Here is a 13,161-nt window from a genome sequence, read left to right as displayed (position 1 = left end):
TGCGTGGATCACAACCCCGGGACCACGGCGTCACTTTCGTCGGGAAAGATGCATCGCCTCACACCGGTTTTACAACGGACACGGCCGCCGACCCCCTCCAGCGGGGTCGGCGGCCGTGGTGCGAAGCGCGCGGTCGGCCGGCTCAGTAGGCGCCCTGGCCGCCCATCACCGCGCGGAAGGTCTTCCAGAGGATCACCAGGTCCAGCGCGAGCGACCAGTCCTCGACGTAGCGCAGGTCGAGCCGGATGCTCTCGGCCCACGTCAGGTCGCTGCGGCCGCTGACCTGCCACAGCCCCGTGAGCCCCGGCTTCACCAGCAGGCGGCGGCGGGCGTCGGGCGCGTACTGCGCCGTCTCCTCCGGCAGCGGCGGGCGCGGGCCGACGAGCGACATCTTCCCGGACACGACGTTGAACAGCTGGGGCACCTCGTCGAGCGAATACCGGCGCAGGAAACCACCCACGCGGGTGACCCGCGGGTCGCGCTTCATCTTGAACAGCGGGCCCGCGCCCTCGTTGTCGGCGGCCAGGGTCTGCTTGATCTCGTCGGCGTTGGTGACCATCGTGCGGAACTTGAGCATGGTGAAGACGGCGCCGTCGCGGCCGACGCGGCGCTGGCGGTAGATCACCGGGCCGCGGTCGTTCAGCTTGATCGCGAGCGCGATCACCAGCAGCAGCGGCGAGAGCATCGTGAGCAGCAGGGCCGAGCCGCAGCGGTCGACGATCTCCTTCACCACCCGGCGCCCGCCGGTGAACATCGGCGCCGTGACGCGCAGCAGGGGCATCCCGAGCACGCCGGTGACGTTGAGCCGCGGGCCGGCGACCTCCATCAGCACCGGCGCCACGACCATCTCGGCGCCGGTCCCCTCCATGTCCCAGGCCAGCCGCTGCAGGCGCTTCGGCGTCCAGTACTGGTCCGCGGTGATCGCCACGACCCGGTAGCCGCCGCGGCGCACGTGGCGGGACAGCTCCTCGAGCCGGCCCACGACCGGGACGCCGTCGATCTCGCCGCTGTCGCGCTCCTCGCCGTGGCCGCTGAAGGTGCAGGCGGCCTCCACGCGCCAGCCGACGTGCACTTCCGAGCGGGTGCGGGCGATCAGGTCGGCGACCGTCTCCGGGCTGCCCGCGGCCATCACCGGCAGCAGGCAGAGACCCTTGGCGCGCTTGCGGTGCAGCACCTGGCGCAGCAGGTACCGCTGCGGGAAGGCGACGAGCGCGATGGCGGGCACGACGACGAACACCCAGACCTGGACCTCGAGCGCGCCGAACAGCAGGCCGCCGAGCGCGACCAGGACGGCGGCGGTGAGGAAGCCGCGGCCCAGGGTGCGGTACTCCTCCGCGCCTTCGCCCAGCACGCGCGGGCTCCAGGCCCGGCTGACCGGCAGCGAGACGAACACGGCGAGGATGGTGCCGAAGGCGTGCATGTCGTGCGGGGCAACGCGATCGATGACGAACGCGCTGATCGCGATCACCAGCAGCGTGATGAACACGTCGCTGCCGATGACCCAGGCTCTGTACCTCGCTTCCCAGGCCGCGGGCAACGCCTTGGCGGACGGCGTCGCGTCCGGCTCCGCCAGGTGCTCGTCCCGCTTGGCGGGACGCGGGATGGCCTGGAGGTCGATGTGCGGCGGTGGCTGGCTCACCGTGTACGAAGGCCGCACCGACTCTTCCATCTGACCTCCCGTGAACAAGATTCGGTTGATCTCACAGGCACGCTGCGTCACCGTTGGTGATTTCGGAGAGTCATCACGACTCAGCTGTCGCGCAGTGCCCGGAGAGGCTTCACACGGCAAGGTATCGGCGACTCTCTCAGCATCGTTACAAGGATTTCCAGCCACATGCTGCGCGACTTCCCCGCCAAGAAATGGCCGCAAGATAACAAGATGATGACGATGGGTAATAGGGCGTATCCCCAGGAAAATTACAATCCGTAGTCAAAAAGGGCGATGCCCGCACCCGGGTGGACCACGTGCCGCCGAACGGCCGAACGGGCCCCGGAGATCCACTGTGGACACCGCGGGCGCGTCGTCGTCCACAGTGGACCGGGACATCGCCGCGACGCCGCCCCGGCGGCGGCGCGTGAGCGGGCGGTTACGTTCGCCATCGGACCGTCACGCGCGCCGGTTTTTGTCGCACGTGCCCGCTCGCGCGTGCCGAGGATCACATACGCCCTCCCACGGGGTCCCGTTCGACAGAAATCCGCCGCGGCGGCAAGTCGCGGAGGCAGGTTCGGCGCCCCCTCCCGGCGGGGGCGCGAACCGCTCTCGTCAGCAAGTACGGCGGATTCGAACGGACCGTTCACTCCGGTTCGGGCCGGCGACCGGAAAGCCGAGCCGACCTGGGGACGCGTGAAAACGCCGAAGGCCCCGGACGAGTGCGTCCGGGACCTTCGGCGTCGAGCTTCGGTGGGCGATACTGGGATCGAACCAGTGACCTCTTCGGTGTGAACGAAGCGCTCTCCCGCTGAGCTAATCGCCCGCTCGCGGTGTTGGCGAAACTTTAGCGTACGACTTCCGGGCGCCTGCAAACGGGTGGTCCTCGCCGACCACACTCCGCTTACCGGCGAGTACGGAACGAACAACCCCGAGCTAGCCGGGGTTGTCCGGCCCGGGGGCCGCCCGACGCCACGTTCGACATCCGTGCGACGGTGCTATCGCCCGGCGACTAAACCGCGCAGTATGGAGGCGTGGGCCCCCGCGGGGCGCGCGGTCACACGCGCGCCGTGGGGTGGTCACGGACGGCAGACGGGGGCCCATGAGCCCGGACGGGTGATCTGCGGCGCACCCGCGACGGAACAGGCCTCCCGATGCGTCCCACTTGGTGACGCCCTCGGCCGGGCCGGGCCGGGAAGGGAGACGAAGGGTAGGACGATGCGCAACGATCACGTGACGCTCCGCTCGACGGCGGTCTTCGACCTGCTGGCGCCGCGGACTCCCGCGGTTCCGGTCAAGGTGGAGCTGCGCTACGACACACGCGACCCGTACGCGGTCGTCGCCGCCTTCCGCACCGGCCGCGCCGGCTGGGTCGAGTGGGTGTACGCCCGCGACCTCCTCGCGGACGGCCTCCTGGCCGACGCGGGTGACGGCGACGTCCGCATCCGCCCGTCCGTCGAAGACCCCGAGTCCGTGCTGATCGAGCTGAACTCGCCGTCCGGGCACGCCATGTTCGAGGCGTCGGCCCAGGAGCTGGCGGACTTCCTCGACCGCACCTACGACGTCGTCCTCCCGGGCAACGAGCACCTGTGGGTCGACGTCGACGACGCCCTGACCCACCTCATCCCCCACGATCTGGCCTGATGACAGGCTTGCAACGGCGGAGTGACACCCCGGTGTCACCGCCGTTTTCGGGGTCCGATATGGTTTTCACACACCACGGCGACGGGGGAACGACAACCCGGAGCTGCGGAGTGCGGATGTAGCGCAGCTGGTAGCGCATCACCTTGCCAAGGTGAGGGTCGCGGGTTCGAATCCCGTCATCCGCTCGGTAGGCTCTCGAGCCTGTCACGGTGGAGTGGCCGAGAGGCGAGGCAACGGCCTGCAAAGCCGTGTACACGGGTTCGAATCCCGTCTCCACCTCGCGCGATTAGCTCAGCGGGAGAGCGCTTCCCTGACACGGAAGAGGTCACTGGTTCAATCCCAGTATCGCGCACCACATGTTTTCGCAGGTCAGGAGCCCTGTCCCTCTTCGGAGGGGCGGGGCTTCAGTCGTCAGATGGCGACAATCCGGCGGCGGCCCCCGGCCCGATCGCCCGCTGGGACCGCAGGTGCGGGAACCACAACACCCGCTCCCCAGATACAGCAACGCCAGCGAACGCTGCCAGCGCTCCTCCAGGTCGTCCACGATCTCGTTCACCATCGCCGGGGTCACGTGGTCGTAGACGCGGGATGCCCTTCATCTTCTGCCCCAGCCGCGCGCGGCGGGCGACCTCCGGGATCCCGTCCTCGGTCAGCCACGTGCTGTGGGTGTGCCGGCCCTCGTGGAAGGTGAACGACGGCAGGATCGGCGGTCGCCGCTCCCCCGCCACGGATGCCCTTCCGGCGTGCACAGCACGAACGGCTCCCGATGGCTGTCCATCAGTTCCTCGTAGAGCACCGCGATCCCCGGCGGCAGCGCCACGAACCGCCTCCCCGCAGGAGTTTTCGTCCGCCCCTTCTTCGGCCGGGCGTTCCCTCGCCGAGTCGGCGGACGACTCTTGACGTTCGACTCTTCCTGCCTCCTTTGTAGACCTTCCCACTCACCTCCTTCAGTGGTGACCGGATCTCGATCCCCCTCCGCTCGGAGTCGTACTCATGCCGCTGCTGCCCGACAAGTTCACCCCATCGGGCGCCGGTATAGACATCCATCAAGCACAGCACAAACCCGACTTGCCCAGACCCACCTCGTAGAGCCGCATCGCCGCACACAGCGCCTGCGCCGGCGTCGCCACCAGCCGCTCGGCCTCGAACTCACCCTTGGACACCCGGACGCCGTTGCACGGGTTGGCCGGGATCATCCGCGCCCGCACCGCACCGTTGAGGATCGTGGAGAACAACGCGAAGTACGACGCTGCTACCAAAGGCGCTTGAGGGGCGCTGCGCCATGCTCGCAGGGTTGGCGCCGCCGGCGCTTCCCGTCGTTCGGCCTGCCTCGTTCGCCCCCTTATCCCGGCGAGGCATCGGGCACACCGGAACCTCCAGGTAAGGACTATACAGTCCACTTTTGGGCGGGGTTGATGCATCCGGCCGGGGCCAGGACGACTACTGTGCAAGCCATGACGGCCGACTGGAACGACGGACCCGGCCCCCGTGTCGAAGCTTCGGAGCCGGATCCCCGTGCACGCGTCGTCGCTGTGGCGACCACCCTCCTCGTGCGCCACGGCGTCAGCTCGCTGAGCCCGGCGCGCATCCAAACCGCCGCCGGGGTGACCCGGGCGGAACTCGAGCAGTTGTTCCCGGACCCCGACGCGATCGTGGAGGCGATCGTGTCGACCCGGCTGGACGCCGTGTTCCGAGCTCAGCGTGCCCACCTGGACGCCGTTCAGCACCTCAGCGACCTGGAACGGTGGCTTCTCGACCGGCTCACACCCGAAACCGCCCGCGCGCTCGGTTCGCTGATCCACCTCCTCGCCGACCGCCACGATCGGGGGCACCGCGCGCTCGCCAAGGCGTTCTCCCGGTGGAAGGCGTTGCTGGCCTCAGCCTTGTGGCGCCTCCAGGCCGCCGGCGAACTCGACCGAGGAGCAGACCCCGAGGAACTCGCCATCGGCCTCATCGCCGCCCTGCAGGGCGGTCACTTGCTGGCACACCTCGCCCAGGACGCCAACCCCTTGCGAGCGACCCTGGCGATGGCGTTCGACCAGATTCGCGCCCATACCCCATAGTGGACCTTATAGTCCATCTATATGTGCCCTCGCTCAGGTTCCGTCGGAGCCGGCCCCCTACGGACGAACGCGGATGATCGTCTTGCCTTTGACGCGCTCCGCCGGGTTGAAGGCGGCGACGGCGTCGTCGAGCGCGGCAACTGTGCCGATGTTCGTCTTCAGCCGCCCCTCCCGGACCCGCTGAGCGATTTCGCCCAGCTGAGCGCGGTCGGCTTCGACGACGAAGTCGATCGCCAAGCCGGCGGCGGGCCGTGCCTCCGGCGGGCCGGCGATCGTCACCAGCGTTCCCCCGGCGCGCACCAGGTCCGCGGACCGCTTCTGGATGTCGCCGCCGAAGACGTCGAAAACCAGGTCGACCCCGCCGACCTCGTCCAGCGAGTCGTGCTCGAGGTCCACGAACTCCCGCGCCCCGAAGTCGAGCGCCGCCTGACGATCGGCGGCGCGCCCGGTGCCGATGACGTGCGCGCCCGCCTCGCGCGCGAGCTGCGCCACCATCGAACCGACCCCGCCGGCCACCCCGTGCACCAGGACGCTCTGCCCCGCCTCGACGCGGCCGTGCACGAACAACCCCTGCCACGCGGTCAGGCCCGAGATCGGCAGACTCGCCCCGACCGTGAAGTCGATGTCACCCGGCAACGGCGCGAGGTTCCGCGCCTCGACGGCCGCGTACTCCGCCAACGTGCCGTCACGGGTCCAGTCGGTCAGGCCGAATACCCGCTGTCCCACCGACAACCCCCGCGTGCCGTACCCGAGCGCGCTGACCACGCCAGCCAGCTCGTGCCCGGGCACCGACGGCGTGCGGTCGCGGCCGAGCCGGTCGACCCAGGCCGACGGCCACGTCAGCTCGCCGGGGGTGAACCCCGACGCGTGCACCTCGACGAGGACGTCGTTGCCCGCCGCCTCCGCTCGCGGCCGCTCCACCACCTTCATCCCGGCCGTTCCCGCGGCCTGGTCCGTCACCACGATCGCCTTCATCCGGCACCTTCCTGCATTCCCTTGGTCACAGCCACACCGACCGGCTCAGCCGGTCGGCCCGAACCGGCTCACCCGGATCCGCTTCTCCTCGATCCCGACGTCGGCGAGCAGACCGGTCGCCGCGTCGCAGAACCCTTGCGAGCCGCAGACGTAGACGTCGCGGTCCGCCTCGGCCAGCGGCCGGAGGTCCTCGGCCGTGAGGCGGCCGATCGGCCGGGAACCGCCCGCCGGGCCTCGGCGGGTGTAGACGACCGTGGTCTCCGGACCGGTGATTTCGTCCGCGTAGTAAAGATCTTCGGGTGATCGGACGGACACGACCAACCGCATCAGGCCGGGGCGGCCCGCGCCCCGGGCCAGCCGCAGCATGGACATCAGCGGGACCACCCCGGAGCCCCCGGCGACGCCCAGGACGGGCGCGTCGCCGTCCCAGGAGAAGAACCGGCCGATCGGGCCGCGGACCTGCAGCGTGTCACCGACCCGGACCACGTCGTGCAGGAACGCCGACACCTCGCCGTCCGGCAGCTTCTCGACGGTGAGCTCGATGTGCTCGCCGCCGGGCGCGCTGGCCACCGAGTAGTCCCGCTGGGCGTGGTAGCCGTCCGGGGCGGTCAACCGGACGACGTAGAACTGGCCCGCCCGGTGCGTCCGGGGTTCGGCGAGCCGCAGCCGGAACGTCTTCGCGTGCGGGGTCTCCTCGCCGATCGCGGTCACGACGCCGGTCTGCCAGGACGAAGCCGTGGCCATCAGTCGCCCTGGTAACGCTGCTCGAGCCACGGGTCGCCGTGGTCGTGGTAGCCGTTGCGCTCCCAGAAGCCCTGCTGGTCCTCGGCCATGAACTTCAGCCCGGACACCCACTTGGCGCTCTTCCAGAAGTACAGGTGCGGCACCAGCAGCCGCGCCGGGCCGCCGTGGATGTCGTCCAGCGGTGCGCCGTTGACGTCCCACACCACCCAGGCGCGGCCGTCGACCACGTCCTCGATCGGCAGGTTGGTCGTGTAGCCGGTGTGCGACCGCGCCATGACGTAGGCCGCGTCGTCGCGCACCCCGGTGACGTCGAGGAGGGTGTCGACGGAGACGCCGTCGAACCTCATGCCGAACTTGGACCACGTCGTGACGCAGTGGATCGCGCCTTCGTACCGGTCGCCCGGGAGCGCGTGGATCTGGTCCCACGTCCAGGTGGTCGGCGTGTCGACGAGGCCGTCGATGGTGAAGGTCCACGTCGCGGTGTCGATCGACGGCGTCGCTTCCGCGTGCAGGACCGGCCAGTCGTCGCCCGCGTCGTACTGCCCGGGTGGCAGCCGGGGGTCCCGGCCGGCGCGCCCGCGCCCGGTGAAGCCTCTGGTGATCACCATCTGTCTCTGCCTTTCTCGTGCGTCGGCGGTCATTCCGGAACGATGTGGATGGCCGCTTCTTCGGCGGAGGCCGCGGCGCCGTCCAGGCCGACATCGGAGGCGAACACGTAGGGGTACACCTCGTCCGCGTCCGGGTCCTCGACCAGCCGTCCGGCCCGCGCCACGCCGACCTGGTCGTCGTACAGCTCGCCGTCCGTGTCGGACGCGTCACCGAGCCCGTCGCCCCGGTCCGCGGCGTCGAAGACGTCCGGCAGCTCCCGCGCGAGCCGTTTGCCGAGCTCCTCGTGGCCGGCGGCCTCCCGCGCCGTCACGCCCCAGTCGAAGACCGCGACGGGGTGGTCCGGCGGGGTGTAGCCCTCGTCCAGCACATCCGCCACGCCGCGGTCCACGAGGCTGTCCTCGGGTTCCAGCAGACCGTTGTCCAGGTCGAAACCGCCGTCGTACTCGTCGGAGTCGTCACTCATGGGGTTCTCGCATTCGATCCGCCGCGTCGTTCCGGGCAACCCTAGCTCGTCTGGACTATTTAGTCCATCGAGGCCAGGACGTCGGCGAGGTCGGCCAGCAGCGCGGCCTTCGGCTTGGCGCCCCGCAACAAGAATCAGCGTCGGGATGGACAACACCTCGAGGACGGGGGTCACGGTGTTGGCCATGGCTTTTCCTTCAGGGTCGACGTAGCTTTTCATGGACCATACAGTCCAATCAGCCGGGCGTCTCCACCCAGTTCTTACGAAAGGCGAACGCACCCGCGCCGACCGGCCGTCCGGCGGAATAGCACGGGCCCGCGGCACGTCTGTACCTCCGCACGTCCAGGTGCGTTCCACCTGGTGCCCCAGCTTCGCGCCGCAAGGCGGGGAAGGGAGAGCTGTGCCTCAGCAGGCCAAGTACCACAAGAACCCGGAAGCCGTCTCGCGGCTGAACCCGGAGCAGTACCGCGTCACCCAGCAGGACGGCACGGAGCGTCCGTTCGCGAACGCGTACTGGGACAACCACGAGCCGGGCATCTACGTCGACGTCGTGTCCGGCGAACCGCTGTTCGCCTCGGTCGACAAGTACGACAGCCGGTCCGGCTGGCCGAGCTTCACCAAGCCGATCGACAAGGCGAACGTCGTCGAGCGGGAGGACTTCAGCCACGGGATGATCCGGGCGGAGGTCCGCTCGCTGCACGGGGACAGCCACCTCGGCCACGTCTTCGACGACGGCCCCCTCGACAAGGGCGGGATGCGCTACTGCATCAACTCCGCGTCGTTGCGGTTCATCCACCTCGACGACCTGGAGGCGGCGGGCTACGGCGCCTACCGCGCCCTGTTCACGAGCGGCACCGACGGCAAGTGACGTCTCCGGCGCGCGAACCCCGGTTCGCGCGCCGGAGCGAGGGAGGAGAGCCATGCCGGAACCGCACCGGGCGATCCCGGTGGAGATCGTCGCGCTGCTGGTCTCCCCCGCGCACGCCTTCGAAGGTCGTCCGGCCGACGGCCCGCGGCCCGATCCGGAACCCGTCGAGCACGCCGAGGTCACCGTGCGCGCCGGGCTCGGGCTCGTCGGGGACCGGTACTTCAACCAGCCCGCCCACCGCCGGGCCGCGGTCACCCTCTTCGCCGCCGAGTCACTCGACGTCCTGGCCCGCGACCTCGGCCTCGCCGCGGTACCGGACCCGCACCTGCCGCGACGCAACATCGTCGTGCGCGGGTTCCCCGTCGACGAGCTGGCCGCGCCGCGCGGCGGGTCCGGCGCGGTGTTCGGCCTCGATTCCGGAGCGGGCGAAGTCCGGTTCCAGGCCTACCGCCCGGCCCACCCGTGCGCGTGGATGGACGTGGTACTGGCGCCCGGCGCGTTCCGGGGGCTGCGCGGCCACGGCGGCGTGCGCTGCACCCCACTGGACGACGGGGTCCTGCGCGTCGGTCCCGCGACCCTCACCGTGACCTGACGCGGTGCCTCAGGGCTGGAAGCCGCGGATGTGGTCGATGGCCATGTCGAGCGCGATGCGCATCGGCTTGACGTCGTGCTCGGTCTGCGCGAGCAGGTACCCGCCCTGCAAGGCACCCATCAGGCCGATGGCGAGCCGTTCGGGGTCGGCGTCGGGCCGCAGCTTGCCGGAGTCCCGCATCCGCCGCAGGCCGTCGGTGATCAGCCCCTGCCAGGTCTCGAAATGGCCGGCGAGCGCCGAGCGCGCCCGCTCGTTCTGGTCCGAAAGCTCACTCGCCAGCGAACCCAGGCGGCACCCGTAAGCCCCGTTGCGCAGGGCACTGCGCTGGACGATCGCGTCCCGCCAGCGCTCGAGCCCGCGGATCGAATTGAGCCGCCGCAGTTGCTCCGCCTGGGTGGTCAGCACCTCTTCGGCCTGGTACTCGATGACGTCCTGGACCAGGGCGTCCTTGTCGGGGTAGTGGTGGTAGAGCTGCGACTTGCTGGTGCTGCTCGCGGCGCGGACGTCGTCGAGCGTGGTGGCGGCCACCCCTTTCACCGTCATCAAGTCGACAGCGGCCCGCAGGATCCGCGCCCTGGTCGCTTCACCACGCGCCGTCCGCCGGACCGGCCTCACAGAGCTCTCCGGTTCCACCACGGCACCACATTATCGCACCGGAGCGCCTCGGCGGCCGAGCCCGGGCCGGCGGCCCCGGCGCGGCGGAATACGGACCTTCCGGACCAGTCGCCGACGTCGTCACCCGCGGCCCAGCGCGAGCGCGACCCGGGCGGCCAGCGCGGGGACGACTTCGGCGTCGAACCACGTGTTCCGGGCGTGCCAGCGGTAGTTCAGCGGTGACGGGTGCACCAGCGGGAACTCGGCGGCGAGGTACTCGCCGTAGGCCCGCACGGTCTCGGTGAGGTTCGCCTTGGCCCGGCCGGCGAGGTAGAACCGCTGCGCGTACGCGCCGATGAGCACGCGGAGGGTGACCTCGGGCATCCCGGCCAGGATCCGCGGGTGCCACCGCGGCGCGAAGTCCCTGCGCGGGGGCAGGTCGCCCGTCTTGCCCTTGCCGGGGAAGTAGAAGTCCATCGGCACGATGGCGAACAGCTCGGGGTCGTAGAACTCGTCGTCGCGGACGCCGAGCCACGAGCGCAACCGCACGCCGCTGGCGTCGTCCCACGGGATCCCGCTCTCCTGGGCCCGCCAGCCCGGCGCCTGGCCGATGATCACGACCCGCGCGGACGGCGACCCGGCCCACACGGGCCGGTAGCCGAGGTCCCGCGCCCACGCGTTGGAGGGGTCCGCCGTCAGCTCGTCCATGACCGCGCGCAAAACGTCTGCCAACTGCACTCCGGGTTTCCGTCGTCGGGAAGATCGAGCGGGACGATACGCTAAGTGGACCATCTCGTCCATCCTGACCCGGCCTCGCCTAGGGTCGGAGCATGCAGACCTGGTCTTCGGCCGCCGTGCCCCGCGTCCCCGGCACCCCGCCCCCGTTGCGGCTCCACGACACCGCCACCGGCCGGCTCGAGCCGACGGCACCGGGCCCCGTGGCGAAGATGTACGTCTGCGGCATCACGCCCTACGACGCGACCCACCTCGGGCACGCGGCGACGTACCTGGCCTTCGACCTGGTCCACCGGCTGTGGCGCGACGGCGGCCACGACGTCCACTACGTCCAGAACGTCACCGACATCGACGAGCCCCTGCTGGAGCGCGCCGAGCGGGACCACGAAGACTGGGTGGCGCTCGGCAGCCGCGAGACCGCGCTGTTCCGTGCGGACATGGCGGCGCTGCGGGTGCTGCCGCCGCGGGAGTTCGTCGGCGCCGTGGAGGCCATCCCCGAAATCGCCGAGATGATCGGCGAGCTCCTCGCCACCGGCTCGGCCTACCGGGCCGACGATCCCGCCTACCCGGACATCTACTTCGACCGGTCGGCCACCGGCCGGTTCGGCTACGGGTCGAACTACGACGAGGCGGCCATGGCGAGGTTCTTCGCCGAGCGCGGCGGCGACCCGGACCGCCCGGGCAAGCGCGACCCGCTCGACGCGCTGCTGTGGCGGCTCGCCCGGCCCGGCGAGCCGTCGCGGGAATCCGCGCTCGGGGCGGGACGGCCCGGCTGGCACGTCCAGTGCAGCGCGATCGCGCTCAACCGGCTCGGCCTCGGGTTCGACGTCCAGGGCGGCGGGTCGGACCTGGTGTTCCCCCACCACGAGTTCAGCGCGGCCCACGCGGAGGCCCGCACGGGCGGTCACCCGTTCGCCCGGCACTACGTCCACGCCGGGATGATCACGCTCGACGGCGAGAAGATGTCGAAGTCCCAAGGCAACCTGGTGTTCGTGTCGCGGCTGCGGGCCGAGGGCGTGGACCCGTCGGCGATGCGGCTGGCGCTGTTCGCCGGGCACTACCGCACCGATCGCGCGTGGACCGGCGAGCTGCTGCACCAGGCCCAGGAGCGGCTGGCGCGCTGGCGGGTGGCGACGTCGGCACCGGCGGGCCCGGCGGCGGAGGACACGGTCGCCACCCTGCGGGACCGGCTCGCCGACGACCTGGACACCCCGTCGGCGCTCGCGGCCGTCGACGCGTGGGTGGCCGGCGCGCTGCGGCAGCCGGGCACGGATGCCGACGCTCCCGCGTTGATCCGGACCGCCGTCGACGCACTCCTCGGAGTCGCCCTGTAGGACGCTTCCGCCGCGGGCGTTTCGGCCAGTCTGTCCGGCTCGGCGCGAGGGGCTCGGCCGGAATCCTTGCGGCAGCGGTAAGAGGTGCTCGCCGGTGGGCACCAACTAGCGATCACCCGCAGGGAGGGGACGTCGTGCTCGTGAGCTTGCCCGAAGAGCCCGTCAAGGTCGCGGTCTCCGACGGCTCGATCGCCATTCTGGTCACCGGTCGCCTGACCACGCCGTCCGCCGTCGAGCGGCTCTGCGCCGAACTCGACTTCGCGACGGCCGTCTGCCGCGGGGTCGTCACCGTCGACCTGACCGGCTGCACCGCGCTCGGCCTGGACGCGGCGCTCGCCCTCCGGAAGCACCACGCCGCGCGGTACCGCTGCCGGTTCCGGATCGTCGCCTGCCCGTCGTCGATGCTCGCCGTGGTGGGTGTCCCGCTCGGCAAAGCGACCTCGCGCCGGTGATCTCGCTGGCCAATGGGCACGATCGGGAACTCGTCCTCCACCACCGCCTTCCGGCCTACCTCGCGGCGGTGAGCGCGGCCGTCGGCGTGGGGGTGGAGTCCTGCACGGCCGACTTCGGCAACCCCGCGTCCGCCTACATCGCGCTCGACACGCGGCTGCTGCGGCATCCGGGCCGGGACGTCGCCCTCCTCTGGGACGAGCGGCACGGCTGGTCGGCCGCGGTCGAGCACGACTCCGGGCCGGATCTGCTCGTGGTCGCCTACCTCGGTGGCGAACTGGTGCCCGGGCCGCAGCGGCTGGCCCGGTTCCTGGCCGCCGTGCGGCGCGGCGACGTTCCCGCCGTGCCGGTCGTCCCTGTCCTCCACGACGGCGAAGCGGTGCTGCTCGACGGGCTGCGGCGCTACCGGCCCGACGGCTGGCAGTGGCCGCGCTGAACGGCG

Annotated in this window: 14 protein-coding genes, 4 tRNA genes and 1 pseudogene; 10 read left to right on the top strand and 9 right to left on the bottom strand. The window is 70.9% G+C overall.

Annotation, left to right across the window (positions count from 1 at the left end; genetic code table 11):
* Positions 1-142: 142 nt before the first annotated feature.
* Both EIY87_RS40120 and EIY87_RS40115 read right to left on the bottom strand, forming a co-directional pair.
* Positions 143-1,669 (bottom strand): sugar transferase, encoded by a 1,527-nt coding sequence (locus tag EIY87_RS40120; RefSeq protein WP_191984441.1) that lies wholly within the window; start codon positions 1,667-1,669, stop codon positions 143-145.
* 733 nt (positions 1,670-2,402) lie between these two features.
* Positions 2,403-2,474, bottom strand: a tRNA-Val gene (locus tag EIY87_RS40115).
* A gap of 392 nt (positions 2,475-2,866) precedes the next feature.
* On the opposite strand from EIY87_RS40115, the gene EIY87_RS40110 reads away from it, so the two are divergent.
* From EIY87_RS40110 to EIY87_RS40095, 4 genes are all read left to right on the top strand, one after another.
* Complete coding sequence (locus EIY87_RS40110; RefSeq protein ID WP_033293569.1) at positions 2,867-3,292, top strand: SsgA family sporulation/cell division regulator; 426 nt, start codon at positions 2,867-2,869, stop codon at positions 3,290-3,292.
* A gap of 112 nt (positions 3,293-3,404) precedes the next feature.
* Positions 3,405-3,477 (top strand) — tRNA-Gly (locus EIY87_RS40105).
* A 23-nt stretch (positions 3,478-3,500) separates the two neighbouring features.
* Positions 3,501-3,571 (top strand) — tRNA-Cys (locus EIY87_RS40100).
* A 1-nt stretch (position 3,572) separates the two neighbouring features.
* Positions 3,573-3,647, top strand: a tRNA-Val gene (locus EIY87_RS40095).
* A 49-nt stretch (positions 3,648-3,696) separates the two neighbouring features.
* On the opposite strand, the pseudogene EIY87_RS40090 reads toward EIY87_RS40095, so the two are convergent.
* Positions 3,697-4,542: pseudogene (locus tag EIY87_RS40090) on the bottom strand (tyrosine-type recombinase/integrase); the annotation flags it as partial.
* A gap of 204 nt (positions 4,543-4,746) precedes the next feature.
* Between EIY87_RS40090 and EIY87_RS40085 the strand changes: the two are divergent.
* Complete coding sequence (locus EIY87_RS40085) at positions 4,747-5,355, top strand: TetR/AcrR family transcriptional regulator (RefSeq protein WP_158641450.1); 609 nt, start codon at positions 4,747-4,749, stop codon at positions 5,353-5,355.
* A 57-nt stretch (positions 5,356-5,412) separates the two neighbouring features.
* Here EIY87_RS40085 and EIY87_RS40080 read toward each other — a convergent pair whose 3' ends face one another.
* From EIY87_RS40080 to EIY87_RS40065, 4 genes are read right to left on the bottom strand one after another with little or no spacing between them, the layout of a single operon-like run.
* Entirely contained in the window at positions 5,413-6,330 is a 918-nt protein-coding gene (locus EIY87_RS40080; protein ID WP_125315192.1) for an NADP-dependent oxidoreductase, read from the bottom strand.
* Positions 6,331-6,375: 45 nt separating this feature from the next.
* Positions 6,376-7,074, bottom strand: coding sequence for a ferredoxin reductase (locus EIY87_RS40075; protein ID WP_125315191.1), 699 nt, complete (start codon positions 7,072-7,074; stop codon positions 6,376-6,378).
* Positions 7,074-7,682, bottom strand: coding sequence for a sulfite oxidase-like oxidoreductase (locus tag EIY87_RS40070; RefSeq protein WP_125315190.1), 609 nt, complete (start codon positions 7,680-7,682; stop codon positions 7,074-7,076). Before EIY87_RS40070 ends, EIY87_RS40075 begins: the two co-directional genes overlap by 1 nt.
* Before the next feature lie 29 nt (positions 7,683-7,711).
* Complete coding sequence (locus tag EIY87_RS40065) at positions 7,712-8,146, bottom strand: DUF5709 domain-containing protein (protein ID WP_125315189.1); 435 nt, start codon at positions 8,144-8,146, stop codon at positions 7,712-7,714.
* 400 nt (positions 8,147-8,546) lie between these two features.
* Here EIY87_RS40065 and msrB point away from each other — a divergent pair, with 400 nt between their 5' ends.
* The gene (msrB, locus tag EIY87_RS40060) at positions 8,547-9,014 is read left to right on the top strand and encodes a peptide-methionine (R)-S-oxide reductase MsrB (protein WP_125315188.1); all 468 of its coding nucleotides are present in this window, start codon (positions 8,547-8,549) and stop codon (positions 9,012-9,014) included.
* 52 nt (positions 9,015-9,066) lie between these two features.
* Positions 9,067-9,606: an MOSC domain-containing protein gene (locus EIY87_RS40055; protein WP_125315187.1), complete on the top strand. Its 540-nt coding sequence runs from the start codon at positions 9,067-9,069 to the stop codon at positions 9,604-9,606.
* A gap of 9 nt (positions 9,607-9,615) precedes the next feature.
* On the opposite strand, the gene EIY87_RS40050 is transcribed toward EIY87_RS40055, so the two are convergent.
* On the bottom strand, positions 9,616-10,221 hold the full coding sequence (locus tag EIY87_RS40050) for a TetR/AcrR family transcriptional regulator (RefSeq protein WP_225440384.1): 606 nt from the start codon (positions 10,219-10,221) through the stop codon (positions 9,616-9,618).
* Between the two features lie 120 nt (positions 10,222-10,341).
* On the bottom strand, positions 10,342-10,932 hold the full coding sequence (locus EIY87_RS40045) for a uracil-DNA glycosylase family protein (RefSeq protein WP_225440353.1): 591 nt from the start codon (positions 10,930-10,932) through the stop codon (positions 10,342-10,344).
* A gap of 98 nt (positions 10,933-11,030) precedes the next feature.
* On the opposite strand from EIY87_RS40045, the gene mshC reads away from it, so the two are divergent.
* From mshC to EIY87_RS40030, 3 genes are all read left to right on the top strand, one after another.
* Complete coding sequence (gene mshC, locus EIY87_RS40040; RefSeq protein ID WP_125315185.1) at positions 11,031-12,269, top strand: cysteine--1-D-myo-inosityl 2-amino-2-deoxy-alpha-D-glucopyranoside ligase; 1,239 nt, start codon at positions 11,031-11,033, stop codon at positions 12,267-12,269.
* A 134-nt stretch (positions 12,270-12,403) separates the two neighbouring features.
* Positions 12,404-12,721, top strand: a complete 318-nt coding sequence (locus EIY87_RS40035) for a hypothetical protein (RefSeq protein ID WP_125315184.1) — start codon at positions 12,404-12,406, stop codon at positions 12,719-12,721.
* Positions 12,718-13,155, top strand: coding sequence for a DUF6292 family protein (locus EIY87_RS40030; RefSeq protein WP_125315183.1), 438 nt, complete (start codon positions 12,718-12,720; stop codon positions 13,153-13,155). The genes EIY87_RS40035 and EIY87_RS40030 overlap by 4 nt, the downstream gene beginning before the upstream one ends.
* The last annotated feature ends 6 nt before the right edge of the window (positions 13,156-13,161 follow it).

Origin of the sequence: Amycolatopsis eburnea, assembly GCF_003937945.1 — a bacterium.
In the GTDB taxonomy this organism is placed as follows: Bacteria; Actinomycetota; Actinomycetes; order Mycobacteriales; family Pseudonocardiaceae; genus Amycolatopsis; species Amycolatopsis eburnea.
This window is presented reverse-complemented; position numbering and strand designations above follow the sequence as displayed.

Excerpts from the sequence above, each read along its gene's own strand:
- EIY87_RS40075 (WP_125315191.1), bottom strand. The coding sequence starts at position 7,074 with ATGGCCACGGCTTCGTCCTGGCAGACCGGCGTCGTGACCGCGATCGGC.
- EIY87_RS40065 (WP_125315189.1), bottom strand. The coding sequence starts at position 8,146 with ATGAGTGACGACTCCGACGAGTACGACGGCGGTTTCGACCTGGACAAC.
- EIY87_RS40070 (WP_125315190.1), bottom strand. The coding sequence starts at position 7,682 with ATGGTGATCACCAGAGGCTTCACCGGGCGCGGGCGCGCCGGCCGGGAC.
- EIY87_RS40085 (WP_158641450.1), top strand. The coding sequence starts at position 4,747 with ATGACGGCCGACTGGAACGACGGACCCGGCCCCCGTGTCGAAGCTTCG.
- EIY87_RS40080 (WP_125315192.1), bottom strand. The coding sequence starts at position 6,330 with ATGAAGGCGATCGTGGTGACGGACCAGGCCGCGGGAACGGCCGGGATG.
- mshC (WP_125315185.1), top strand. The coding sequence starts at position 11,031 with ATGCAGACCTGGTCTTCGGCCGCCGTGCCCCGCGTCCCCGGCACCCCG.
- EIY87_RS40110 (WP_033293569.1), top strand. The coding sequence starts at position 2,867 with ATGCGCAACGATCACGTGACGCTCCGCTCGACGGCGGTCTTCGACCTG.
- EIY87_RS40120 (WP_191984441.1), bottom strand. The coding sequence starts at position 1,669 with ATGGAAGAGTCGGTGCGGCCTTCGTACACGGTGAGCCAGCCACCGCCG.
- EIY87_RS40055 (WP_125315187.1), top strand. The coding sequence starts at position 9,067 with ATGCCGGAACCGCACCGGGCGATCCCGGTGGAGATCGTCGCGCTGCTG.